The sequence below is a fragment of the Mycobacterium sp. IDUB_24 genome (assembly GCF_055419385.1).
The window spans coordinates 772,623-796,702 of record NZ_JBVAXO010000002.1 but is presented as its reverse complement, the minus strand read 5'-3'; the positions used below and the strand labels follow the sequence as shown (position 1 = coordinate 796,702).

Annotated in this window: 26 protein-coding genes and 2 riboswitches; of the genes, 14 read left to right on the top strand and 12 right to left on the bottom strand. The window is 66.6% G+C overall.

Going from position 1 to position 24,080, the window contains the following annotated elements; translation table 11 throughout:
• The first annotated feature begins 5 nt into the window (after nt 1–5).
• Both ACZYZF_RS11510 and ACZYZF_RS11505 read left to right on the top strand, forming a co-directional pair.
• On the top strand, nt 6–236 hold the full coding sequence (locus tag ACZYZF_RS11510) for a F0F1 ATP synthase subunit C (protein WP_122975218.1): 231 nt from the start codon (nt 6–8) through the stop codon (nt 234–236).
• Entirely contained in the window at nt 237–1,475 is a 1,239-nt protein-coding gene (locus ACZYZF_RS11505) for a glycosyltransferase (protein WP_463835737.1), read from the top strand.
• 104 nt (nt 1,476–1,579) lie between these two features.
• On the opposite strand, the gene ACZYZF_RS11500 is transcribed toward ACZYZF_RS11505, so the two are convergent.
• Nucleotides 1,580–2,428 (bottom strand): NAD(P)H-dependent flavin oxidoreductase, encoded by an 849-nt coding sequence (locus tag ACZYZF_RS11500; RefSeq protein ID WP_463835736.1) that lies wholly within the window; start codon nt 2,426–2,428, stop codon nt 1,580–1,582.
• 30 nt (nt 2,429–2,458) lie between these two features.
• Nucleotides 2,459–2,524: riboswitch (guanidine-III (ykkC-III) riboswitch) on the top strand.
• Between the two features lie 12 nt (nt 2,525–2,536).
• Here ACZYZF_RS11500 and ACZYZF_RS11495 point away from each other — a divergent pair.
• Nucleotides 2,537–2,854, top strand: coding sequence for a DMT family transporter (locus ACZYZF_RS11495; RefSeq protein WP_463835735.1), 318 nt, complete (start codon nt 2,537–2,539; stop codon nt 2,852–2,854).
• Here the strand turns inward: ACZYZF_RS11495 and yhjD are convergent.
• The 3 genes from yhjD to ACZYZF_RS11480 are packed head-to-tail and all read right to left on the bottom strand — an operon-like array spanning nt 2,851 to nt 5,354.
• On the bottom strand, nt 2,851–3,870 hold the full coding sequence (gene yhjD / locus ACZYZF_RS11490; protein ID WP_463835733.1) for an inner membrane protein YhjD: 1,020 nt from the start codon (nt 3,868–3,870) through the stop codon (nt 2,851–2,853). The two genes, ACZYZF_RS11495 and yhjD, sit on opposite strands and share 4 nt — an antisense overlap.
• A 20-nt stretch (nt 3,871–3,890) precedes the next feature.
• Nucleotides 3,891–4,907: a tryptophan--tRNA ligase gene (trpS, locus tag ACZYZF_RS11485; RefSeq protein WP_463835732.1), complete on the bottom strand. Its 1,017-nt coding sequence runs from the start codon at nt 4,905–4,907 to the stop codon at nt 3,891–3,893.
• A gap of 24 nt (nt 4,908–4,931) precedes the next feature.
• Entirely contained in the window at nt 4,932–5,354 is a 423-nt protein-coding gene (locus tag ACZYZF_RS11480; protein WP_463835730.1) for a MarR family winged helix-turn-helix transcriptional regulator, read from the bottom strand.
• A gap of 51 nt (nt 5,355–5,405) precedes the next feature.
• Here ACZYZF_RS11480 and ACZYZF_RS11475 point away from each other — a divergent pair, with 51 nt between their 5' ends.
• Nucleotides 5,406–6,023, top strand: coding sequence for a TIGR03086 family metal-binding protein (locus ACZYZF_RS11475; protein ID WP_463835729.1), 618 nt, complete (start codon nt 5,406–5,408; stop codon nt 6,021–6,023).
• On the opposite strand, the gene ACZYZF_RS11470 is transcribed toward ACZYZF_RS11475, so the two are convergent.
• Nucleotides 6,014–6,805, bottom strand: coding sequence for an exodeoxyribonuclease III (locus ACZYZF_RS11470; RefSeq protein ID WP_463835881.1), 792 nt, complete (start codon nt 6,803–6,805; stop codon nt 6,014–6,016). The genes ACZYZF_RS11475 and ACZYZF_RS11470 overlap by 10 nt on opposite strands.
• A gap of 99 nt (nt 6,806–6,904) precedes the next feature.
• Here ACZYZF_RS11470 and ACZYZF_RS11465 point away from each other — a divergent pair, with 99 nt between their 5' ends.
• On the top strand, nt 6,905–7,732 hold the full coding sequence (locus tag ACZYZF_RS11465; RefSeq protein ID WP_463835728.1) for an alpha/beta fold hydrolase: 828 nt from the start codon (nt 6,905–6,907) through the stop codon (nt 7,730–7,732).
• 15 nt (nt 7,733–7,747) lie between these two features.
• On the opposite strand, the gene ACZYZF_RS11460 is transcribed toward ACZYZF_RS11465, so the two are convergent.
• Nucleotides 7,748–9,988, bottom strand: a complete 2,241-nt coding sequence (locus ACZYZF_RS11460; RefSeq protein WP_463835726.1) for an NADP-dependent isocitrate dehydrogenase — start codon at nt 9,986–9,988, stop codon at nt 7,748–7,750.
• A 277-nt stretch (nt 9,989–10,265) separates the two neighbouring features.
• Nucleotides 10,266–10,397, top strand: a riboswitch (SAM riboswitch).
• A 168-nt stretch (nt 10,398–10,565) separates the two neighbouring features.
• On the opposite strand from ACZYZF_RS11460, the gene ACZYZF_RS11455 reads away from it, so the two are divergent.
• The 3 genes from ACZYZF_RS11455 to ACZYZF_RS11445 are packed head-to-tail and all read left to right on the top strand — an operon-like array spanning nt 10,566 to nt 13,773.
• On the top strand, nt 10,566–11,897 hold the full coding sequence (locus ACZYZF_RS11455) for a bifunctional o-acetylhomoserine/o-acetylserine sulfhydrylase (RefSeq protein ID WP_463744789.1): 1,332 nt from the start codon (nt 10,566–10,568) through the stop codon (nt 11,895–11,897).
• A gap of 20 nt (nt 11,898–11,917) precedes the next feature.
• Entirely contained in the window at nt 11,918–13,048 is a 1,131-nt protein-coding gene (gene metX, locus ACZYZF_RS11450; protein WP_463835725.1) for a homoserine O-acetyltransferase MetX, read from the top strand.
• Complete coding sequence (locus ACZYZF_RS11445; protein WP_463744791.1) at nt 13,045–13,773, top strand: class I SAM-dependent methyltransferase; 729 nt, start codon at nt 13,045–13,047, stop codon at nt 13,771–13,773. Before metX ends, ACZYZF_RS11445 begins: the two co-directional genes overlap by 4 nt.
• Here the strand turns inward: ACZYZF_RS11445 and ACZYZF_RS11440 are convergent, their stop codons facing one another.
• Nucleotides 13,774–14,277, bottom strand: a complete 504-nt coding sequence (locus ACZYZF_RS11440) for a winged helix-turn-helix transcriptional regulator (RefSeq protein ID WP_463744792.1) — start codon at nt 14,275–14,277, stop codon at nt 13,774–13,776. It lies immediately after the preceding gene.
• 83 nt (nt 14,278–14,360) lie between these two features.
• On the opposite strand from ACZYZF_RS11440, the gene ACZYZF_RS11435 reads away from it, so the two are divergent.
• Entirely contained in the window at nt 14,361–14,780 is a 420-nt protein-coding gene (locus ACZYZF_RS11435) for a nuclear transport factor 2 family protein (RefSeq protein WP_463835724.1), read from the top strand.
• Here ACZYZF_RS11435 and ACZYZF_RS11430 read toward each other — a convergent pair.
• Nucleotides 14,770–16,308: an FAD-dependent monooxygenase gene (locus tag ACZYZF_RS11430; protein WP_463835723.1), complete on the bottom strand. Its 1,539-nt coding sequence runs from the start codon at nt 16,306–16,308 to the stop codon at nt 14,770–14,772. The two genes, ACZYZF_RS11435 and ACZYZF_RS11430, sit on opposite strands and share 11 nt — an antisense overlap.
• Before the next feature lie 78 nt (nt 16,309–16,386).
• A complete protein-coding gene (locus ACZYZF_RS11425; RefSeq protein ID WP_463835722.1) occupies nt 16,387–17,016 on the bottom strand; it encodes a TetR/AcrR family transcriptional regulator in 630 nt (209 codons plus the stop codon).
• A 106-nt stretch (nt 17,017–17,122) separates the two neighbouring features.
• Between ACZYZF_RS11425 and ACZYZF_RS11420 the strand changes: the two genes are divergently transcribed.
• From ACZYZF_RS11420 to erm, 3 genes are all read left to right on the top strand, one after another.
• Nucleotides 17,123–17,470, top strand: a complete 348-nt coding sequence (locus tag ACZYZF_RS11420; RefSeq protein WP_463744796.1) for a type II toxin-antitoxin system Phd/YefM family antitoxin — start codon at nt 17,123–17,125, stop codon at nt 17,468–17,470.
• A gap of 9 nt (nt 17,471–17,479) precedes the next feature.
• Complete coding sequence (locus ACZYZF_RS11415) at nt 17,480–18,115, top strand: zeta toxin family protein (RefSeq protein ID WP_463835721.1); 636 nt, start codon at nt 17,480–17,482, stop codon at nt 18,113–18,115.
• Nucleotides 18,116–18,250: 135 nt separating this feature from the next.
• A complete protein-coding gene (erm, locus tag ACZYZF_RS11410; RefSeq protein ID WP_463835719.1) occupies nt 18,251–18,991 on the top strand; it encodes a 23S ribosomal RNA methyltransferase Erm in 741 nt (246 codons plus the stop codon).
• On the opposite strand, the gene ACZYZF_RS11405 is transcribed toward erm, so the two are convergent.
• Together ACZYZF_RS11405 and ACZYZF_RS11400 are read right to left on the bottom strand one after the other, a co-directional pair.
• A complete protein-coding gene (locus tag ACZYZF_RS11405) occupies nt 18,988–19,281 on the bottom strand; it encodes a DUF3017 domain-containing protein (protein ID WP_463744799.1) in 294 nt (97 codons plus the stop codon). The genes erm and ACZYZF_RS11405 overlap by 4 nt on opposite strands.
• On the bottom strand, nt 19,278–20,129 hold the full coding sequence (locus ACZYZF_RS11400; RefSeq protein WP_463744800.1) for a bifunctional methylenetetrahydrofolate dehydrogenase/methenyltetrahydrofolate cyclohydrolase: 852 nt from the start codon (nt 20,127–20,129) through the stop codon (nt 19,278–19,280). The genes ACZYZF_RS11405 and ACZYZF_RS11400 overlap by 4 nt, the downstream gene beginning before the upstream one ends.
• A gap of 37 nt (nt 20,130–20,166) precedes the next feature.
• Between ACZYZF_RS11400 and ACZYZF_RS11395 the strand changes: the two genes are divergently transcribed.
• Together ACZYZF_RS11395 and ACZYZF_RS11390 are read left to right on the top strand one after the other, a co-directional pair.
• Nucleotides 20,167–21,390, top strand: a complete 1,224-nt coding sequence (locus tag ACZYZF_RS11395) for an NADH:flavin oxidoreductase (protein WP_463835718.1) — start codon at nt 20,167–20,169, stop codon at nt 21,388–21,390.
• Between the two features lie 23 nt (nt 21,391–21,413).
• Complete coding sequence (locus tag ACZYZF_RS11390; RefSeq protein WP_463745282.1) at nt 21,414–22,298, top strand: diphosphate--fructose-6-phosphate 1-phosphotransferase; 885 nt, start codon at nt 21,414–21,416, stop codon at nt 22,296–22,298.
• On the opposite strand, the gene ACZYZF_RS11385 is transcribed toward ACZYZF_RS11390, so the two are convergent.
• The gene (locus tag ACZYZF_RS11385) at nt 22,295–24,064 is read right to left on the bottom strand and encodes an outer membrane protein assembly factor BamB family protein (RefSeq protein ID WP_463835717.1); all 1,770 of its coding nucleotides are present in this window, start codon (nt 24,062–24,064) and stop codon (nt 22,295–22,297) included. The genes ACZYZF_RS11390 and ACZYZF_RS11385 overlap by 4 nt on opposite strands.
• Between the last annotated feature and the right edge of the window lie 16 nt (nt 24,065–24,080).

The following is a 24,080-nucleotide window of genomic DNA, read 5'->3' as shown; positions in this document are numbered from 1 at the left end:
CACTGATGGGTAACGCCCTGCTGGCCGGGGCGATTGTTCTGGCCGGCGGCGCGATCGGCGCCGGTATCGGCGACGGGCTCGCCGGTTCGCAGTTCATCGCCGGTGTAGCACGCCAACCGGAAGCCCAAGCACGCTTGTACACACCGTTTTTCATCACGGTGAGCCTGGTGGAAGCAACGTTCTTCATCAACATCGCGTTCATGGCGTTGTTCGTCTTCGCCACCCCGGGCGGATAGATGGCCACCGTCGCGATCATCGCCATCGGCAGTCACGGCGATGTAGCACCGCTGACCGGGGTCGGTGCGCGGTTGCAGCGAGCCGGGCATCGCGTGATCGTGGTGGCCTATCAGGCATTCGCAGAGATGGTCACCGGTTGCGGGCTGGAGTTCCGCGGGCTCGACGATGGCACAGCCGATTTATCGGACGTATCGGCACGCCGGGCGGCGCAGGCCATGGCGGCCTTCCTCTTCCCACGCGGCATGCGCGGTTTGGGCGACGCGGTGTTGGCCGCCGTCCAAGCCGAACCGCTCGATCTCGTCCTGCTGTCGCCGTTCGCGGAACTGGTGGGACATCCGCTCGCCGACGCGCTCGCCATCCCCAGCATCGGTGTGCGGTTGCAGCCCATGTCGGCCACCGCCGCTTATCCGCCGGCAGTGCTGGGTGCCTGGACCGCCGGTCCGCACGGAAACAGGGCGGCGGCGCGCATCGGTGAGGCCATGATCGACGGGCTATACGGGAAGACGGTCAACGGCTTTCGCGCGCATCTCGGTCTGCCGAAGGCATCGGCTCGATCGCTGCGACGACGGCGCACCGATGCTCGTTGGCCGATCCTCTACGGTTACTCCCCCACCGTGCTGCCGCGGCCGTCCGATTGGCGCCCGGGAATCGAGGTCGTCGGCTACTGGTGGCCGGCACATCCGGCCCGATGGCAACCACCCGCCGAACTGGTCCAGTTTCTCGACGCCGGCCCGCCACCGGTCGTCATCGGCTTCGGCAGCACCGTCAACACCAGCGCCGAGGCCCAACGGCTGTCCACGCTTGCCGCACAGGCAGTTCGGGACGCGGGCACCCGCGCCGTGATCCAGGCCGGCTGGGCGGGGCTCGACTTCAGCGGGGACGACGTGATTGCGGTCGGCGACGTGCCCCACGACTGGCTGTTTGCGCAGGCGGCGGCCGTCGTTCACCACTGCGGCGCGGGCACTGCCGCGGCGGGGCTACGTGCCGGTGTGCCGGCGATCGCGGCACCGGGTGCCTACGGCGATCAACCGTTCTGGGCACGAAGGCTGTTCGAACTCGGAGTCAGTCCGCCGCCGATCCCACAGCGTCGACTCAGCGCGGAGAATCTCGGCGCATCAATACACGACGTGTTGTCAGATAACAGCTTCGGACACCGGGCGGCGAAGATCGCGGCAGCTGTCGCTGTCGAGGACGGTGCGGGCGGGGTTCTCGCAGCCGTTGAGAAGGTGCTCAGCTGAGAGTCAGCGAATTCGCGGGTTCGACTGACAAATAATTTGCGCTCAGGTTAAATACGTTCCGGGCCTGCCGACCCGTCGCCGCTCTCGACGGATCGGCAGGCCCATCAACCCCACCGGCCGAGTAGCTGCTGCGCCCCTTCGGACAGCGATCGCACGATCTCGGCCGCGCCGGTTTGACGCCGCACCAGCCCCACGCCCTGCCCCGCATTGACCGGCGACCCACGCAGCACACGCTCGGGAATGCTCGGCGGCCATCGGTATCCGGCAGCAACGTCGTATTCGGTGGTCAGCTCGGTACTGTCCCCCTCTGCGGCCAGCAGGGCATCACGTGCCGGGACCGCGGTCAGTGCCTCCGAACAAGCCGCGAATGCCGTGCCGACCCAGGCCGCGGCCGCCCCGGCGGCCAGCACCGCAGCCACCGCCCGTGCCGACGAGATGCCGCCGGCCGCCAGGACCGGCACATCGACGGCGTCGAGCACGTCGGCCAACAGCGGCAGAGTCCCGACCGTCGGCTCACCGTGGCCGCCGCCCTCGGCACCGCGCGCCACCACAACGTCGATGCCGGCGTCGACCGCGCGTCGCGCGGCATCGACCGTCGCCACCTGGGTGGTCACCGTCACGCCGGCGTCGTGCGCCCGACGCACCCAGTCCCAGTCCGCCCCGAAGCTCACGCTCAGCAACGTCGGCCGAGCGGCCAACGCCACTTCGAGCAAGTCCGGGCGATCCTGGGTGACCCAGTGCACCAGGCCGATTCCGAATCGCTGCCCGTGGAGTTGCCCCAGTTCGGCGGTCAATTGTTCGGCCGTCGCCGAACTGCCCATTCCGACCATGCCCAGACCGCCGGCGGCCGAGACCGCAGCCGCAAGGCGGCCTCCGGCCGCGCCGCCCATCGGCGCGTTGACGATGGGGACATCAATGCCGATCGATTGCGACCAGGTGGTTGCCAAGCTCACAGCCAGCAATGTTACGTCGTTGTTACAATGGCAATTGCCAGCACATGGCACCGGACGAGGCGCACCCGTACCCGGCCAGCGACAAGACGGGGTGTTTGGAGGTGTGCCATGGCTTGGCTGATTCTCGTCGTCTCTGGTGTCCTGGAAGCGGTCTGGGCGACCGCACTGAGCAAGACCGAGGGTTTCACCCGCCTGGTTCCGTCAGTCGTGTTCCTTGTGGCACTTGCGTTCTCGATGGGCGGCCTGGCCATCGCGATGCGCAGCCTGCCCCCCGGCACCAGCTATGCGGTCTGGGTCGGCATCGGCGCGGTGCTCACCGTCGGCTTCGCGATGATCACCGGCGCGGAATCCGCATCGGTGGTCAAGGTGCTACTCATGCTCGGCGTGGTCGGCTGCATCGTGGGCCTGAAAGTCGTCAGCCACTAACGTCGCAACAGCCGCGAAAGCCCGAGTGCGCCAATAGCTCCCACGGCAGCAGCGGCGAGCGCGCCGGGCGCCCCGATCCCCTCGCGGACCTGCACCCTGGTGACGATCTGCGCGGGGTCCGGTGGTAGCACCGGCGCCTCGGCCAGGCTCTCCCGCGATGTCGCCGCCCAAGCTGTCGCGAACAGGATGAGCCGCGCGGTGACGTAGGCGAACACCATCAGGCCCAGCACCGGACCGAACGTCGCCCCGGCCGGACCACTCAGCACGGATTGCAGGTATATCGACGCGACCTGTTTGAAGACCTCGAAACCGACGGCGGCCAGCAGGCCGGCCCGAAAGCACCGGCGGAAGGGCACCGGTTCGCGCGGCAACCGGGAGATGATCCAGGTGAACAAGAGCCACGAGATCGAGACCGACACCGCGATCGAGATGACGCGCAACCCGCTGCCGAGGATGATGCCATCCTGGAAGCCGATCCATCGCAGCACTTTCCGCATCAGCGTGGGGTCGCCGAGTGCAGTCAGCGCGATGGTGACCACCATGGCGAGGAACGCCGACACCAGAGCGAGAAGGTCCGACAGTTTGTTGCCGACAAAGTTGGACTCACCCTGATGTTGCTCCCACATCTGGCTGAGCGCCTCACGGAGATTGGCCATCCAGCCCAGGCCGGCCCACGCCGCGGTCGCGAGGCCGATCACGCCGACGGTGCCGCGCGAGGCGATGGCCGAGTCCATCAGGGTGATCAGTTGCTGGCCGAGGTCGCCTGATACCGCCTCACGGATCCGGCGCTCGAGTTCTTCGAGCAGATCCGGACGGCGCGACAGCAGAAAACCGCCCGCGGCGAAGCCCACCATCAGCAGCGGGAACAGCGCGAAAATCGTGAAATAGGTGATGCCAGCGGCGTAGAAGTTGCCGTTGCAGTCGTTATAGCGCTCCTGCGCGCGCATCACATGGTCGAACCAGGGAAACCGTGTGCGGACCCGTGCCAATAATCCCGGCTTCTCCGCCTCGTTCACCGCCGACCCTCCCCTGGCCCTCATTGCGTTTGCTGGAGAAACCCTATCCTGTCGTAAACGCGGGCGAGTGTCTTCCCCGCGACCTCCCGGGCGTGTTCCGCCCCGGCCGCGAGAACCGACTGGAGTTCGGTCGGATCGGCCAGCAATTCGTCCACCCTGGTCTTGATCGGGGTGACGAACTCCACCACGGCCTCGGCGGTCTCCTTCTTGAGGTCGCCGTAACCGCGGCCGGCATAGCCCTCGACCAGCTTGTCGACATCGGTACCGGTCACCGCTGACTGGATGGTCAGCAGGTTCGAGATGCCGGGCTTGGCCTCCGGATCGAACCGGATCTCCCGCTCACTGTCGGTCACCGCGGAGCGGATCTTCTTGGCCGTCGCCTTGGGATCGTCGAGGAGGCTGATCAGCCCGGCATCGGACGCCGCGGACTTGCTCATCTTCGCCGACGGATCCTGCAGGTCGTAGATCTTGGCCGTCGCCTTGGGGATCATGGCCTCGGGCACCACGAAGGTGTCGGGGAATCGTGCGTTGAACCGCTGGGCGAGGTCGCGGGCCAACTCGAGATGCTGCCGCTGATCCTCCCCGACCGGAACCAGATCGGTGTCGTAGAGCAGCACGTCGGCGGCCATCAGCACCGGATAGGTGAACAGACCCACGGTCGTGGCATCTGCCCCCTGCTTCTGCGACTTGTCCTTGAACTGCGTCATCCTCGACGCCTGGCCGAATCCGGTGAAACACCCGAGCACCCAAGCCAATTGGCTGTGCTCGGGCACGTGGCTCTGGACGAACACGGTGCTGCGCTTCGGGTCGATGCCCAACGCCAGGTACTGCGCGGCCGTCACCAGCGTGCGCCGGCGCAGGGTCTCGGGATCCTGCGGCACGGTGATGGCGTGCTGGTCGACGACGCAGAAGAACGCCTCGTAACCGTCCTGCAACTGCGCCCAGTGCGTGACGGCACCCAGGGCATTGCCGAGGTGCAGGGAGTCAGAGGTGGGCTGGGCGCCCGAGAATACGACCTGTTTGCTTCCGCTACTCATGATGATCTGATTTTCGCACTGGCGTCATCCGGATTCTTCGCGGGTCAGCTGCTGCAGCACCCGCAGGAACACTTTCCGATCCTCGGCAGTCAGGTCACCCAGCCAACGCTCCTCGCCGCGCTGGATCTCCCGCTGGACCGCATCCTTGATCGCGCGGCCCGCCTCGGTGATGGCCAGCAGCCGCACCCGCCGGTCGTCGGGGTCGGCCTCGCGCTCGATGAAGCCCTGCTGTTGCAGGTCATCGAGGGTGCGGATGATGCGCGTCTTGTCGGCGCCGATCGCCTCGGCCAGTGCCGCCTGCGTCCGCACCGAGGACCGGTCGAGGGCAAGCAGCACGACGTAGCCCCACATCGTCAGGCCGTGCGCGTCGAGCACGGGCTGCTCGGCGGCCATCAGGTCCCGCATCAACGGGGCGAGCATGGCTGCCAGGTCCGGGCGCTTCGGCATCTTCTCATCGTAGGCGTTGCATTATCGTATGCTCCAGCATATCGTAGGCGTATGCCTACTATTGAAACCGATCTACGCCCCGTTCACCGCGTCGCCGTTCTGCGCTCGATCGAAGCCGTCGACGCGGTTCGCGCCTCCGACCTGGACCGCCCCACGCCGTGTGCGGAGTGGACGCTGGCCGATCTTCTGGCGCATATGACCGTGCAGCATCATGGGTTCGCCGCCGCCGCCCGCGGAAACGGTGCCGACGAAGCGGTCTGGAAGGCGGCGACGGTGGCCGACGCCGTACGCGCCGACCCGGCAGGCACCTATGCCGCTGCCGCCCACGACGTGCTCGACGCGTTCGCGGCCGACGGAATCACCGAGGCGACGTTTACCTTGCCCGAGTTCGGACCGGATGCGACATTCCCGGGCGCTTTGGCGATCGGGTTCCACCTTGTGGACTACGTGGTCCACGGCTGGGATGTCGCCGCCACCCTGGGGTCGGCCTACGAGTTGCCGGACGACGTGGTCGCCGCCGCGCTGCCACTGGTCATGCAGATCCCCGACGGAGACTTCCGCGAGACCGCAGCCTCGCCGTTCGGCCGCGCCGTCAATGGTTCAGCGGCAACAGATCTCGACAAAATCCTGGCTCACCTCGGCCGGACGCCGGGGTGGCGTCAGCCGTAGCTGACCGTCACCGGTGAGTGGTCGGACCACCGCAGCGCGTACAGCTCGGCCCGGTCCACCCGTGCCGAACTGGCCCTGGCGGCCAGTGTCGGGCTGGCCAGGTGATAGTCGATGCGCCAGCCGGCGTCGTTGTCGAAAGCCTTGCCGCGCCATGACCACCAGCTGTAAGGCCCGGCCACGTCGGGATGCAGCACCCGCACCACGTCCACCCAGCCCGTGCCCAAGAGCTCGGTGAGCCAGGCCCGCTCACTGGGCAGGAAGCCGGCCTTCTTGACGTTGCCCTTCCAGTTCTTGATGTCGTTCTCGGTGTGCGCGATGTTCCAGTCACCGCACAGCACCGCGTCCCGGGCCTGCAACTCGGCCATCCGGGCGGCGATGGTGGCCATGAACCGTTCCTTCTCCAGCTGGCGGTCCGTCTCGGCCTCACCGGTCGGGACGTACACGCTGGCCACCGTCACTCCCGCGGTATCCACCTCGAGGTAGCGCCCGTGGGCCTCGAACTCGTCGGAGACCAGCAGCCGGGCCGCCTCGATGGGATGCCGGGACAACACTGCAACCCCGTTGCGGCCCTTGACATGCGGAACCGCTGAGGCCAGGTGCCAGCCGTCGGCCAGGGCCGGCGCCAAGGCATCGTTGAGCTGCTCGTCGTCGGCCCGGGTCTCCTGCAGACACACCACATCGGCCTCGGTCTCCTTGAGCCAGGGCAGCAGGCCGAGATTGTCCGTGGACCGCTGTTTGACCGCGGCGCGAATGCCGTTGACGTTGATGGTGCTGACGGTCAGGGTTGCCGGAGATGCCACGGCCCAGACCCTACCGACCCCCGCCGACACACACCGACGGCCTCTTGCGGTACCGGCGGTATCACCTTAATGTCGGGCGGCATGGCCGAACGTGCACCCATCCACCTGGGATCAGGCGAGCCCCTCCTGCTCCTGCATCCGTTCCTCCTGTCACAGAGTGTGTGGAAGTACGTCGCACCCCAACTCGCACAGACCGGGCGCTACGAGGTGTTTGCACCCACCATGGCCGGCCACCACGGCGGCGCGCACGCCCCGCTCCTGCTCGACGTCGCGACACTGGCCGACGACGTCGAACGCCGGCTCGACGAACTGGGCTGGTGCACCGCGCACATCGTCGGCAACTCGCTCGGCGGCTGGGTGGCCTTTGAGCTGGAACGCCGAGGGCGGGCCCGCACGCTGACCGGCATCGCCCCCGCCGGCGGCTGGTCGCGGTTCACCCCGGCGAAGTACGAGATCATCGCCAAGTTCGTGGCCGCGCTGCCGATCGTGCTGTCGACTGCGGTGTTGGGCCAGCAACTGCTGAAACTCCCACTGACCAAACAGATCTCATATCTGGCCGTGAGCGCCACACCCGACGTGCTGAACGACAGCGATCGCCGCGACCTGATCGAGGACCTGGCTCACTGCCCGGCGTACTTCAAGCTCATGGTCAAGGCACTGACCACCGCGGGCCTGATGGAGATCAAAAACTCACGAACCCCAACCCAACTCGTGATCTGCGAGAAGGACCGGGTGCTGCCGGCGCCACGCTTCAGCCGGCATTTCACCAAGAGCCTGGCTGCGGATGCCGTGGTGAAGACACTCGAGGGCGTCGGACACGTCCCGATGTTCGAAGCGCCCGACACCATCACCCGGGTGATCACCGAATTCGTGGACCCGCACATCGGTAAGGCGCGCGCCACGGGGTGACGCGCGCCCTACCGCCTAAGCGTTCTCGGCCTCCGCCAGGACGTCGTTGAGCGTCTTGCTCGGCCGCATCACCGCGGCGGTCTTCTCGGCGTCCGGGTAGTAGTAGCCGCCGATGTCGGCCGGCTTGCCCTGCGCCGCATTGAGTTCGGAAACGATGGCCTGCTCCTGCTCGCCGAGCGCCTTGGCCAGCTGCGCGAAGTGCGCGGCCAGTTCCTTGTCCTCGGTCTGCTCGGCCAGCGCCTGCGCCCAGTACAGCGCAAGGTAGAACTGGCTGCCGCGATTGTCGAGCTCCCCGGTCTTGCGCGACGGGGACTTGTTCTCGTCCAACAGCTTTCCGGTCGCGGTGTCGAGCGCGGTGGCCAGCACCTTGGCCTTCTCGTTGTCGAGCTTGTTACCCAGATCCTCGAGGCTGGCCCCCAGCGCGAGGAACTCGCCGAGCGAATCCCAGCGCAGGTGGTTCTCCTCCACCAGCTGATGGACATGCTTGGGTGCCGAACCACCGGCACCGGTCTCGTACAGGCCACCGCCGGCCATCAGCGGCACGATCGAGAGCATCTTGGCGCTGGTGCCCAGCTCCAGGATCGGGAACAGGTCGGTCAGGTAGTCGCGCAGGATGTTGCCGGTCACCGAAATGGTGTCCTTGCCCCGGATCAGACGCTCCAGCGTGTAGCGCATGGCCCACACCTGCGGCAAGATCGTGATCTCCAGGCCCTCGGTGTCCTCTTCCTTGAGGTATGCCTTGACCTTCTTGCGCAGCTCGTTCTCGTGCGGACGCTCGTCGTCGAGCCAGAACACGGCAGGCATGCCGGACAACCGGGCGCGGTTGACAGCCAGCTTGACCCAGTCCCGGATCGGGGCGTCCTTGACGATCGGCATCCGCCAGATGTCGCCCTCTTCGACCTCCTGGCTCAGCAGCACCTCACCGGAATCGATGTCGACGATCTTGGCGACACCGGCCTCCGGAATCTCGAACGTCTTGTCGTGGCTGCCGTACTCCTCGGCCTTCTGCGCCATCAAACCGACGTTGGGAACCGTGCCCATAGTGGTGGGATCGAACTGACCGTGGGTCTTACAGAAGTTGATCACTTCCTGGTACATCCGCGAGAACGTCGACTCCGGGTTGACCGCCTTCGTGTCCTTGGTGCGGCCGTCGGCGCCATACATCTTGCCGCCGAGACGGATCATCGCCGGCATCGACGCATCGACGATGACATCGCTCGGCGAGTGGAAGTTCGAGATGCCCTTGGCCGAGTCCACCATGGCCAGCTCCGGCCGGTGCTCGTGGCAGCGGTGCAGGTCCTCGATGATCTCCTCACGCTGCGAAGCGGGCAGCGCCTCGATCTTGCTGTAGAGATCGGACAAGCCGTTGTTGACGTTGACGCCGAGCTCGTCGAACAGCTTCTGGTGCTTGGCGAAGGCGTCCTTGTAGAAGATCTTGACGGCGTAGCCGAACACGATGGGGTGGCTGACCTTCATCATGGTCGCCTTGACATGCAGAGAGAACATGACGCCGGTCTTGTAGGCGTCCTCGATCTGCTCTTCGTAGAAGGCGCACAGGGCCTTCTTGCTCATGTACATGCTGTCGATGACGTCGCCCGCGTCGAGCTTCACCTCTGGCTTGAGCACGACGGTCTCGCCGCCGGCCGTCTCGAGCTCCATGCGTACGTTGTGGGCTTTGTCCAGCGTGATCGACTTCTCACCGTGGTAGAAGTCGCCGGTCTTCATGGTGGCCACGTGGGTCCGCGACGCCTGCGACCAATCGCCCATGCTGTGCGGGTGCTTGCGCGCGTACTCCTTGACCGCCTTGGGGGCCCGGCGGTCCGAGTTCCCTTCGCGCAGAACGGGGTTCACCGCGCTACCGAGGATCTTGGAGTAGCGGTCCTTGAGCGCCTTCTCCTCGTCGGTCTTCGGGTCGCCCGGATAGTCGGGGATCGCGTACCCCTTCTCCTGCAACTCCTTGACCGCGGACATGAGCTGCGGAACCGAAGCGCTGATGTTGGGCAGCTTGATGATGTTGGTCTCAGGCAGCTGAGTGAGACGGCCCAGCTCACCGAGGTTGTCCGGGACCCGCTGATCCTCGGTCAGGTAATCGCCGAATTCGGCCAGGATGCGGGCCGCGACCGAGATGTCACTGGTCTGGACATCGATACCCGCCGGCTCGGCGAAGGCACGGATGATCGGCAGGAAGGAGTACGTCGCAAGTAGCGGCGCCTCGTCGGTCAGCGTGTAGATGATGGTCGGCTGCTGGGCAGTCATGGTTGCTCTCCCGGCGTCAGTCTCGTTCGACGAGGATCACTCGTTGTCACTCGTGGTTATTCGCTGCTCTTGTATCGCGGCCAGACTACAAGGAGGGGAACCGCCCGGAAGGGGCAGCTTTCATTACTGACCAGTAACTTTGGCTTCCGTTCGGGCGCCCGACACCTCCATGCGACCGCCGAACCGAACCTGTTCCAGCCCCGCGCGCGCAAGAACCGGCAAACACCCCGGACAACCGACTGGCACGGCCTCAGCGCGTTGCGATAAGCTGCAAGCCGGTCATGAGTGCCAGCGTCAAGCCCCGGCTTGCTGGCCGGCAACCCTCCAACCGCGGTGGGGTGCCCTGGGTGATGACCAGGTTGAGTAGCCGACGGAATTTTTCCGGCCGGCTGCAAGGCAAGCGCGGGTCCGAAGGTACGGGCCCCCAGACAGACAGGGAAACCTGATGGAGGCCAGCCATGTGTATGTGTCCGTGACCTGTTGGTGTCCGCATGTCGTCTTCGACGACGCGCCCAACCCCCGGTAGCCGACCACGCCCCTTCTTTCCTCATCCCTCACCAGGAGGAGACACCGAGCCATGACAACCCCCGAAAACGTCGACAGCTGGTCGTTCGAGACCAAGCAGGTCCACGCCGGCCAGACCCCGGACAGCGCCACCAACGCCCGGGCCCTGCCGATCTACCAGACCACGTCATACACATTCCGCGACACCGACCACGCCGCCGCCCTGTTCGGCCTGGCCGAGCCGGGCAACATCTACACCCGCATCATGAATCCGACCACCGACGTGGTCGAGCAGCGCATCGCCGCACTCGAAGGTGGCGTCGCCGCACTGCTGCTGTCCTCCGGGCAAGCTGCCGAGACCTTTGCCATCCTCAACCTGGCCGGCGCCGGTGACCACATCGTCTCCAGCCCGCGCCTGTACGGCGGCACCTACAACCTCTTCCACTACACGCTGCCCAAGCTCGGCATCGAGGTCAGCTTCGTCGACAATCCCGACAATCTGGACAGCTGGCGGGCGGCCGTGCGGCCGAACACCAAGGCCTTCTTCGCCGAAACCATCTCCAATCCCCAGATCGACATCCTCGACATCCCGAACGTGTCCGCCGTGGCACACGAGAACGGCGTCCCGCTGATCGTCGACAACACCATCGCCACGCCCTACCTGATCCAGCCGATCGCCCTCGGCGCCGACATTGTGGTGCACTCGGCGACCAAGTACCTGGGCGGCCACGGCTCGGCGATCGCCGGTGTGATCGTCGACAGCGGCAACTTCGACTGGACCAACGGCAACTTCCCCGGATTCACCACACCGGACCCCAGCTACCACGGCGTGATCTTCGCCGAGCTCGGGGCGCCCGCCTACGCGCTGAAAGCCCGGGTGCAGCTGCTGCGCGATTTGGGGTCGGCGCTTGCGCCTTTTAACGCCTTCCTTATCGCGCAGGGATTGGAAACGCTGTCGCTGCGTGTTGAACGCCACGTGGAGAATGCGCAACGCGTCGCTGAGTTCCTGGCCGGGCATGACGGCGTCACCTCGGTGAATTACGCCGGACTCCCCACCTCGCCCTGGTACGAGCTGGGCCAGAAGCTCGCCCCGAAGGGCACGGGCGCCGTGCTCGCCTTCGAGCTGAAAGGCGGAATCGAGGCCGGCAAGGCGTTCGTCAACGCGCTGACTCTGCACAGCCACGTCGCCAACATCGGTGACGTGCGCTCCCTGGTGATCCACCCCGCCTCGACCACCCACGCACAGCTCTCCCCCGAGGAGCAGCTGTCCACCGGTGTCACGCCCGGTCTGGTGCGGTTGGCAGTCGGCATCGAGGGGATCGACGACATCCTGGCCGACCTGGAGCAGGGATTCGCCGCCGCGCGTCCGTTCAGCGGCGTCGCGCAGACTGCGGCGACGGTGTAGGACGGCGAGAGAAGACCGGCATGACGATCACCGAAGAACCGGCCGTGTCCACCCTCCAGTTGCCTGCCGAAGGCGAGATCGGCGTGGTGCGCATCGGTGCATTGACGCTCGAGAACGGCACCGTCCTGCCTGACGTGTCGATCGCCGTGCAGCGATGGGGCGAACTGTCACCCGCACGCGACAACGTGGTGATGGTGCTGCACGCGCTGACCGGCGACTCCCACGTCACCGGACCGGCCGGCGACGGCCATCCGACCGCGGGTTGGTGGGACGGGGTGGCCGGACCGGGCGCCCCGATCGACACCGACCAGTGGTGCGCGATATCGACCAACGTCCTCGGCGGCTGCCAGGGCTCCACCGGGCCGGGCTCCCTCGCGCCCGACGGAAAGCCTTGGGGCTCAAGGTTCCCCCAGATCACGATCCGCGACCAGGTCGAGGCCGACCGGGCCGCCCTGGCCGCCTTCGGCATCACCGAGGTGGCCGCGGTGGTCGGTGGGTCGATGGGCGGAGCCCGGGCGCTGGAATGGCTCGTCGGGCACCCCGACGAGGTGCGATCCGGCCTGGTGCTGGCCGTCGGAGCCCGTGCCACCGCCGATCAGATCGGCACCCAGAGCACCCAGGTGGCCGCGATCAAGACCGATCCCGACTGGCAGGGCGGTGACTACTACGAAACCGGCCGGACACCGTTGGCCGGCATGGAGATCGCGCGACGCTTCGCGCATCTGACGTATCGCGGTGAAGAGGAACTCGACGACCGCTTCGCCAACGACGCTCAAGGCGACGAGGACCCGAGGACCGGCGGCCGCTACGGCGTGCAGAGCTACCTCGAATACCAGGGCGGCAAGTTGGCCCGCCGATTCGACCCGGGCACCTACGTGACCCTGTCCGATGCGCTGTCCACCCACGATGTGGGCCGGGACCGTGGCGGCGTCGCCAAAGCGCTGCACAGTTGTCCGGTGCCCGTCATCGTCGGCGGAATCACCTCCGACCGGCTCTACCCGATCCGCCTGCAACAGGAACTGGCCGAGTTGCTGCCCGGCTGCAACGGCCTGGACGTCGTCGACTCGGCCTACGGTCACGACGGCTTCCTGGTCGAGACGGAAGTGGTGGGCAAATTGATCCGCCGCACACTGGAGCTGGCACAGCGGTGAACGCGCCCAAGCAGCGTTCCCTGTCCTTCGGCTCGGAGGCCGCAGCCTACGAACGCGGCCGGCCGTCGTATCCACCGGAGGCGATCGACTGGCTGCTTCCCGAGGGCGCCCACGATGTACTGGACCTGGGTGCAGGTACCGGCAAGTTGACCACCCGGCTCGTAGAGCGCGGACTGGACGTCATTGCCGTCGACCCCATCCCGGAAATGCTTGAGCTGCTGTCGAACTCGTTGCCGGACACCCCGGCACTGCTGGGCACGGCCGAAGAGATCCCACTGGCCGACAACAGCGTCGACGCGGTGCTGGTGGCGCAGGCCTGGCACTGGTTCGACCCGGAGCGGGCCGTGAAAGAGGTCGGCCGGGTGCTGCGCCCCGGCGGCCGGTTGGGCCTGGTGTGGAACACCCGCGACGAGCGGTCGGGCTGGGTCAAGGATCTGGGCCGCATCATCGGACCCGAACACGATCCGTTCAACAGCGAGGTGACACTGGCCGAGCCGTTCGGCGCGATCGAACGCCACCAGGTGGAGTGGACGAGTTACCTGACGCCCCAGGCGCTCATCGATCTGGTGGCCTCGCGCAGCTACTGCATCACCTCACCGGAGAAGGTGCGCACCCGGACGCTGGAGCAGGTCCGGGAACTGCTGGCCACCCACCCGGCGCTGGCCAACTCTTCGGGGCTGGCGCTGCCCTACGTCACGGTCGGGATCAGAGCCAGCCTCGCCTAGTTACGTGGCACGGCCCAGAATGAACTCCCCGATGAGTGCAGTACCTGAGCCGGGCCGGGCACCTGGACCGGCCGTGGCCGAGGTTGTCGCGGCGTCCAGTTCGCCACCGCATTCGGCACAGACCGTTTTTGCCGTTGTGACGCAACCACATCCGGTGTGCACGAGTAGCGCAGGCGGCCCGTCCGCACCAGCCTGCCACTTGTCACCCCAGGCAAGCAGGGTCGCGATCACCGGGTAGAGATCACGTCCCTTGTCAGTCAGGACGTACTCGTGGCGCGGCGGTGCGCTCTGGTACTGCCGCCGTTCCACCACCCCGTGGCCTTCGAGGTCGTCGAGACGGGCGGCCAGGATGTTCGACGCGATACCCAAGTCACGACGAATGTCTTCGAACCGCACCAATCCGGCGAACAGGTCACGCAGGATCAACGGCGTCCAGCGTTGTCCGATCACGTCGACGGCCCGCGCGATCGAACACGCGATGTCGCCGAACGACTGCTTGGGCACCTCTCCACCCTAGTCCATTGCTAATTGCAACGGACTAGGGTTAGGTGGATTGCACATCGCAATCGACCTGGAAGGGCATGTCGATGACCGCTACCACCGACTCGGTTACCGCGTTCTGTGAGGCCACCCGCTCCAACGACATCGACCGATTGATGACCACGCTGGCTCGCGACGCAGAGCTCGTCTCACCGTTGTCCGGCCGCATGGTTTTCCGCGGACACGATGATCTCCGCACACTGCTCACCGCGGTGTACGGCGGTTTGCGAGAGCTCACCTGGGACGAGGTGATCGGCGAGGGTCCGACGCGCGTGGCCGTCAGCGAAGGCCGGGTCGGGGGCCTGAACATCACCGACGCGCTGGTGTTCGAACTCGACGACAATGGTCAGATTCGGCGTCTGCGACCGCACCTCCGGCCGTGGTTGGCGATCACCGCGTTCGCACTCATGGTCGGGCCGAAGATCGCCCGCCGTCCCAGCGTCCTGCGCCGCGCCCTCAGGCGCTGAGTTCCGCCAGATCCGTCTCGGGCCCGAACCAGCGCTCCAGCGCAGCATGCAGACGCTCCGGGTCGGCTTCGGTGGATTCGTCTGCAGCCCAAGCGATATAGCCGTCGGGCCGGATGAGGAGAGCCGCGGCAGGACCCCCCGCCGACGACACGCAGGCATCGACGCGATCGCGCCAACCCTGTGCCACGGCGGCGTACTCTCCGCCGGACAGGTCGAGCAAGACCGGTCGGCCCGCGCGCAGCAACTCGGCAACCCGACGCCCGTCGTCGAGCGCGAAGTCGGGAACGAAGTATCCGGACAGCCGGTGCTCATCGCCGACGTCATAGCGGACATCGGAGCCGGAGAGCAGCCCGGCGATGTGCGCCGAGCCGTCCGGCGTCGCCAGCAGCTCACCGAAAAGTGTTCGCAGCGCAGTGACTTCGGGACCAGCGGCCATCAGGGCGGCCTGGGCCATCGAGTGCATCATCACCCGCTGTCCGGCCGGCCAGCGCTCGCTGTGATAGCTGTCCAGCAGGCTGTCGGGTGCCCAGCCCTGCACGGCCGCGGCCAGTTTCCAGCCCAGGTTCATCGCATCCTGCATGCCCAGGTTCAGCCCGGGCCCGCCCATGGCCGAATGCACATGCGCCGCATCGCCGACCAGGAAGACATTGCCGGCGCGGTACTGCGAGGCCTGACGGGTGTTCTGGCCGTTGATCCGCCGCAGAGCATGCGGGCCAGGCCAGTTCGGGGGCGCTATCGGCACGTCGGCGCCGACAACCCGGTTCACGCTCGCCCGCAGTTCGTCGATGGTCATCTCCGGAGCGGCGTCGGGCAGCAGCGACCCATACTCGATGGTCCCGACCATCGACCGTCCCGGCTGGAATTCCGCATAGATCAGCACACCACCGTCGAAACGATTGTGCCCAAAGGGGATTCGCCCCAGACCGGGAACATTCAATTCTCCGTACCCGCTGCGCAGTTCATCCGGCACGCTGACGTGGGCCACCCTGGCGACCACATCCGTCGTGAGCCCGGGAAACTCGATACCCGCCTGCTTCCTGACCGGGCTGCGGCCGCCATCGGCCCCGACCAGGTAGGTGGCCGGCAACCGGTAGTGACCCGACGGTGAGGCGACGTCTATGAAGACGCCTGCAGCGCCCTGCTCTAGACCGACGAGCTCGTGGCCCCAGCGGATCTCGACCCCGAGGCTCTGCACCCAGTCCACCAATTGCCGCACCACGCGCGGCTGCTGGATCAGCATGCCGTACATCGGGTTGTCGACGACATCGATGAACGGCACCTGCATGCCCGCGAAGATGTAGCCGGCCATCGGCTCCGGCGCCTGACCCGTCCCGCTGAGCTCCTGGTAAAGGCCGCGCAGATCGAGGACTCGGTTGGCCTGTCCGACAATGCCGTTGGCCTTGAGCTCCGCACTGGGCTCGGGCAATTGCTCGAGCACCACCGGACGCACCCCGGCCAGGGCCAACTCTCCCGCCACCAGCAGGCCGTTGGGGCCGGCGCCCGAGATGACGACATCTGTTTCGGTCATGATTTCTCTCCATATGTTTCGTGCCCCGTGTGCGTCGGTTGCGACGCCAGGGCAGTTGACTGGCGGCCGCCGCAACCCTCAGGTAGAAATCGGCGGTGATGGTTCAGGCAGGCCCGCAGCGACCGCCGCGAACCCTTTGCGCAGCAGTGACGTGAAAGACACTGGCGGATCGGCGATCCCGTACTCGTCCATCGCGACATCGCCGACCGCTCGCACCACGGCGGCCACCAGACGCGGGTACATGTCCCGTTCCGGGTCGGTGCCGGTCCGTTCGGCGATCGCCGTCACCCACTCGTCGGACATCCCCCGGAAGGTCGCATCGCGAATCTCCGGGATCATCAGTAGTTTTCGGACCTCGCCCAGCTGCTGGCGGGTCGGCAGCGCGTTCTCCACACCGTAGACGTCAGACATGTCGGCATCCACCGGATTGAGCACGGACTCAGTGATGGCGGTCCACAGCGGTTCGTCGGCCGGGCGGGACCTCAGCAGGTCGATACTGCGGCGCAAGCGCTCCTGCTGCCGGTATGCCAGCGCGTCGTACTTGCCGGCGAAGTAGTTGGTGAAGGTGCGCAGGGAGACCCCGGCCAAATCGGCGATGTCCTCGCGGGTGACGTTCTCCAGGCCGCGCTCGAACGCCAGGGTCAGCGCCGCATCGCTCAGCGCCCGGCGCGTGTCGAGCTTCTTGCGTTCCCGCAGTCCCGGTGCCATGCCACCACGGTAGACCAATTCTTGCCCACTAGGCAATCTTGCCTGCTGGGCATTTCCTGTGAGGATCCGCAGTGGATGAAATCGCCAAAATGGCTAAAATGGCCACATGGCTACTCTGACTTTCCGCAACCGCGCCGGCGAGCTGGTCGACGTTCCCAGCGTGGCGGCCACCCGGTTCAAGAACGAGTTCGCCGCGATCGTCGAACAGGCGGCCCTCGGCGGCGCCGTCACGATCACCAAACACAATGCCCCCAAAGCGGTGCTGATCTCCTACGCCGAGTTCGAGGCGCTCACCCACGCCGGCGCCCCGGCCCTCGACGAACTGACCGACGAGTTCGACACCCTGCTGGCACGCATGCAGGCACCGGAATCCAAGGCCGCCATGGCGGCAGCTTTCGACGCCACACCCGAACAGCTCGGCGCCGCGGCACAATCGGCAGCTCACCGAGGCTGAGCGCGGCAGGTGCCCGGTATCTACGTCCTTGCCGGCGTCAACGGCGCCGGCAAGAGCAGCATCGGCGGTGCCGCCATCCGCTCCTTCGGAGGCGACTACTTCAACCCCGACGAGGCCGCCCGCAAGTTGGTGGCCGCCAACCCTGAACTCGACCAAACCCGGGCCAACAGCCTGGCCTGGCATCAAGGCAAGCGGCTGCTGGAACGCGCCGTCGCCGAAAAGCTCGACCTGGCCATCGAATCCACGCTCGCCGGCAGCACCATCCCCCGGCTGTTGACCGAGGCCGCCACCGAAGGCTTCGAGGTGCGCATCTGGTACGTCGGGCTGTCCTCACCCGAATTGCACATCGCGCGGGTGCATCACCGGGTCGGCACCGGCGGTCACGACATCCCCGAATCCTCGATCCGGCGTCGCTGGCGGCACAGCAGGCAGAACCTCGTCCAATTGATTCCGGTGGTCACCGAACTGCGCGTCTACGACAACTCCGCCGACGCCGATCCGGCCGGCGAGCAGGCACCGCTGCCGGTGCTGGTCCTACATGTGGCCCGCGGTGAGGTCGTCGGGCCGGCCGACCTGTCGAACACCCCGGACTGGGCCAAGCCGATCGTGGCCGCCGCCCTGAAGGCCACGCCGAAAATCAGTTGAAGCTGCATCACCACCTACCTACAGTGGCAGCCATGTCAGTGACCTACATCCGCTTGCGCATCGCATAACGGCGGATCTTCACTTTCTCCGAATCGTCCGCCGCAGCAGCTTTGTCCCTGCGTCTGCGGAGTATCCGTGTCTTCAACTCATCACGGCCGGCACGAGTTCGGCCAAAATTTTCTGTGCGACCGTCGAGTGGTCGCCGATATCGTCAGATTGGTCTCGCGCACAACCGGTCCCATTGTCGAGATCGGCGCCGGTGACGGCGCACTGACCCTGCCGCTCCAACGGCTGAACCGACCGCTGACCGCCATCGAGATCGATCGCCGAAGAGCAAGACGACTGGCTGCCCGAACCTCGGCCGAGGTGGTCACCACAGACTTCCTGCAGTACCGGCTGCCGGCGATGCCGCACGTGGTCGTGGGTAACCTGCCCTTCCACCTGACCACCGCGATCCTCCGGCGGCTGCTGCACGACCCGGGGTGGACCGACGCCGTACTGCTGACGCAGTGGGAGGTGGCCCGCCGGCGGGCCGCAGTCGGCGGCGCCACCATGATGACGGCGCAGTGGTGGCCGTGGTTCGAATTCGGTTTGGCACGAAGGGTTTCCGCGGACGCCTTTCGGCCACGGCCCGGGGTGGACGCCGGGCTGCTGATCATCGAACGCCGCGGCGAACCTCTGATCCCCTGGGCCGACCGTCGCCGATATCAAGCACTGGCGCACGAGGTGTTCACCGGCCGGGGCCGCGGCATGGCGCAGATCCTGCGCCGTCACGTCGACCGGCGGTGGTTGCTCGCCAATGGAATTCAGCCGTCGGCACTCCCACGGGATTTGACGGCACAACAGTGGGCGGCGTTGTTCGCCGCAGTCGGCTAACTGGTGCCGAGCGGGTCGATGGTCCAGGCGATGTAGAGCACGATGGCACTCACCGTCGCGGTGGTCGTGAAGTCGATGGTCTTCGAACGCACCACCAGGAGCCCGGCCCTGTCATCGGTCAGGGCCAGCCGCAGCGCCGCCGCCGCGCCCACGCCGATCCCGATGACCAGCGCGCCACGGCGCCAGTAGCCCGCCACCACCAAAGCGAACGCCGCGATGAAGATCAGCCCGACCGACAGGATCGGCCACTGCCCGGCGAACACCTTGCGGACGAACTCGTTCACGGTCACGCCAGTTTCGACTCTTCGAGCTCGACGACGTTGGTCAGCAGGAACGCCCGCGTCAGCGGACCCACCCCGCCCGGGTTGGGTGACACGTGCCCGGCCACGTCCCAGACATCGGGCGCGACGTCGCCGGTCAGCTTGCCGTCCACCCGGCTCACACCGACGTCGACGACGGCCGCGCCGGGCTTGACCATGTCGGCAGTCACCATGTGCGGTACACCGACCGCGGCGATGATGATGTCGGCCTGCCGCGTCAGAGCGGGCAGATCACGGGTGCCCGTGTGACACAGCGTCACCGTGGCGTTCTCCGAGCGCCGGGTCAGCAGCAGGCCCATCGGCCGACCGACGGTGACCCCGCGGCCGATGACCACGACATGCGCGCCGGCGATCGGCACGTCGAACCGGCGCAACAGGTGGACGATGCCGCGGGGCGTGCACGGCAGCGCTGCCTCCTTACCGAGCACCAGCCGACCGAGATTCGTGGGATGCAGACCGTCGGCGTCCTTGGCCGGATCGATGCGCTCCAACGCGGCGTTCTCGTCCAGATGCTTGGGCAGCGGCAGCTGCACGATGTAGCCCGTGCAATCCGGGTTGGCGTTGAGCTCGTCGATCGTCTCGTCGAGCTGGGCCTGGGTGATGTCGGCCGGCAGGTCGCGGCGGATCGAGTTGATCCCGACCTTTGCGCAGTCGGCATGCTTGCCGCGCACATATGCCTGTGACCCGGGATCGTCGCCGACCAACACGGTCCCGAGCCCGGGCGTCCGGCCCGCTTCGGTCAATTTCGCGACGCGCTGCTTGAGATCGACGAAGATCTCGTCGCGCGTGGCCTTACCGTCCAACACAATGGAACCCACGGGTGCCATTGTGTCAGTCGCGTGGCAGGCTCAGCATATGAACACCCAGCCCAATGTGTTCACTGATGTTTTCAGTGAGGCCAAACTCGGTCCGGTGACGCTGCGCAACCGCATCATCAAAGCCGCGACCTTCGAAGCGTCCACTCCCAACGCGCTGGTCACCGAGGATTTGATCAACTATCACCGGCTGCCCGCAGCCGGTGGCGTGGGCATGACCACCGTCGCCTACTGTGCCGTGGCCCCCGGCGGCCGCACCGACGGTTGGCAGATCTGGATGCGGCCCGAGGCCGTGCCCGGACTGACCCAACTCACCGAGACCGTCCACGCCGAAGGCGCGGCGATCAGTGCCCAGATCGGCCATGCCGGGCCGGTGGCCAACTCGCGCACGAACAAGGCCAAGGCGCTCGCGCCGGTGCGGTTCTTCAACCCGCTGTCGATGCGGTTCGCCAAGAAGGCCTCGATCGACGACATCCGCGACGTCACCGAAGCGCACGCGAACGCCGCGCGACTGGCCATCGACGCGGGATTCGACGCGGTCGAGGTTCACCTCGGCCACAACTACCTCGCCAGCTCGTTCCTGTCCCCGCTGATCAACCGGCGCACCGACGAGTTCGGCGGTTCACTGGAGAACCGGGCGAAGGTGGCCCGCGGTGTGGTGCGCGCGGTGCGCGACGCCGTCGACAAGCACGGCGGCAAGAAGATCGCCGTCATCGCCAAACTCAACATGAGCGACGGCATCCGCGGCGGCATCCCGATCGACGAGTCGCTACAGACCGCGAAGTGGCTCGAGGAAGACGGCGGCCTGGACGCCATCGAGCTCACCGCAGGCAGCTCGCTGGTCAACCCGATGTACCTGTTCCGCGGCGGCGCGCCGGTCAAGGAGTTCGCCGCGAACTTCAAACCCCCGATCAGCTGGGGCATCCGGATGAGCGGCAACAAGTTCTTCCGCGAATACCCGTACCACGAGGCGTATCTGATGCGCGACGCCGAGAAGTTCCGCGCCGAGCTGACCATGCCCATCATCCTGCTGGGCGGCATCACCAACCGCGAGACCATGGACCGGGCGATGGCGGCGGGCTTCGACTTCGTCGCGATGGGCCGCGCACTGCTCGCCGAGCCGGACCTGCTCAACCGGATCAAGGCAGAGAACGAAAAGGGTTCGGTCAGATCGCTTTGCACGCACTGCAACGAGTGCATGCCGACGATCTACAGCCACACCCATTGCGTGGTGACAGGAGCTCCGGACACACTCGTGAAGTGAGCACCGATTTCACCAGCGACACCATGGTGACCTACCGCTACGTGCGGGTCGGCCTGGTCGCGCTGGTGGTTTTCCTGTTGGCCTCACTGGCGTTGACGTGGACGCACAGTTGTCCGCAGGGGTCGATCAGCGCGTTCTTCTACACGCGCACCCACGCAGTGTTTCTGGCCTCCCTGTGTGCGATCGGCATCTGCCTCATCGCCTACAAGGGCAGCCGGATCGGTGAGGACGCCCTGTTGAACTACTCCGGGTTCATGGCCTTCATCGTGGCGCTGGTGCCCACCGGTCCCGGCGACGACCTGTGTCAGCCATGGCTTCCCACGGTGGCCGACCCCTTCGGCGGCGTCGCCAACAACGTCGCCGCGTTGTTCGTGGCCGTCGCCGTCGGCACCGGGATGTACCTGGCGCTCGGTCGCTGGCGTCGCCCGCAAATGCCGCCCGTGCCGTCCGAACCGTCCTGCGCTGAGGCCGCCACCCTGTGGAAGACCGTCGCCACCGCGCTGCTTCGCGTCGAAAAATGGCTCCCGACAGCACTGTTGGTCATCTCCATCGCCGGCGCCCCGTTGATGCTGTGGGACTGGTTCGCCCAACACGCACACGTCATCGCCGCGGTGGCGATGTTCCTGGCCATCACACTCGTCGCGGTCTACCACGCGTGCTACGCGCGGGCCGCCGTGCGCCGGCACCTGGCCCGGTTCTACGCGACCATCGCCGCGCTGATGCTCGTCACCGTGGTGGCCGGTGTGGTGTTGCTGATCCTGGGATGGCATTTCGGCGTGATCACCGTCGAACTCATCCTCATCGTGCTGTTCGCGGTGTTCTGGGCCGTGCAGACCTGGGACGTCTGGGACGCCCAGGACCGCTACCCGGCAGAAGCCGTACCCACACTGGCCGAGACACCCACTTAAGCGGTGTACCCGTCGATCTGCAGCGTCTGCCCGTCACGCCGCAGCACCAGCACCGTGCCAGGCACCGGGAGTAGTCCTTCGACCGATTCCGCGGGGACCGCCGCGGTCTGAGCGCACGTCTTCGCGTCGAAGGTACGCAGCGATCCTGCGCCGCCCCGCGAACCGCGGTCGGCGAGGAGCAGCGCGCCAGGGAACGAGACAAAGGCAGGTTGATCCACGCGGAGACTCGGCACGTTCATCCGAACCGGCTCGACACCATCGGGAATCTGGCACCGTTGACGCCCGTCAGGACCGAACAGGGTCAGCCGGGCATTCCCGTCGGTCAGATACCACACGACGAAATCATCACTGGGACCGTATGATTCGGCGAAGCGACCGTCTGCCGGCAATGCGGTGACGGTGCGGTGCACGATGTCGGCATACAGGGCACTGTCCGGCGTACCGGAGCCGAGCAGTGAAACGAATACTCCGATACCGTTGGCCGGGCGGGCCCCGAGTTTCAGGTAGCGCTGCTCGATCGGCGCCTTCGGATCGATCTTTCGCTCCGTCAGCACTGTGTCCCAACCGATTTGCCCGGTTTCGGGATCCAGCACACTCAACCAGACCTTGCCGTCCTGGCACTGCACCGTGGACACCACACCGGACGCGGCCACCACGGGTTCGACAACACCGCAACCAGGATGAGGTGCGGGCACGCTCCACAACGCGCGGCCGGTCCGGCTGTCATACCGGGTCCAGATGCGCTCGTCGTTCCAGCCCACGATGAACGGACCGGTTGCGGACCGAAAACGTCCGCGGGCCGCTTCATACACGTCCGCATCGGCACTGGCCCAAAGTTGCTCCCCGGTGAGGGCATCCAACCCGACCAGGCCACCTCCGATGAACGCCAATATCGTGGCGCCATTGTCGACCACCCGCATCCCGTTGACGCCGACATCGGTCGGTCCGGTACGCGCGTAGTGCCAGCGCTCCTTGCCGTCGGAACCGTACGTCGTGATGCGGCCGTCCCGATACACCGCGAAACCGGCCCCGGCAGAACCGATGTCGTACACCGGCACACCTTTGTCGGCGAACGCATCGGGCGCCGACACCGTGAACGTCCGCTTCCCCAGCACGGCCGGCATTGCCTCCGCATCGGTAGCTGCAGCTTTCGTGGCGTCGATGAAGCGTCCATCGTCACCGGCGCGCAACGCACCCACGGTCACCACCGCGGCAACCACGACAGCGATCGCTGCACCGACCGCCAGCAACTTCACCGAGCCGCGGTCCAAGCGCGGGATGGCCCGGGCCGCCAATAAGGTCGCCGCTGCACCGGCCAGGCACAACCACCACGCCCCCGCACCGAGAGGCAACGCCGTGGTGACCGGGGCGCTGTCCATCACCCTGCGGTAGAACGCCGGAATGCCCTGACTGACGTAGGCGATGACCAGCAGCGCCGCCACACCCGCCGCGCCCGCCGGGGTGGCCGCGAGGTCGCGGTCGGTGCGTCCGCGCCAGAGGCTGTAGGCCATCGCCGCGATCAGCACCACCGCGATCACCACCACCATCAGCGCCATCCGGTTCGGCAACGCATCACCCCAGCGGTGCAGGGTGAATACGTACCAGGCACTTTCACCTGCACTGCGGGGTGCGACCAACCGCGCCCAGGCACCCAGCACCGCCGCCCACACCAGCCACACCGCTGCCGCGCCGGCCAGCACCGTGCCCACCCACCGCAGCACGCCGAGCACCCGGCCGGCCACCTTCTGCGCCCCGTCAGAAACCATGCGTGTCATCGTCACA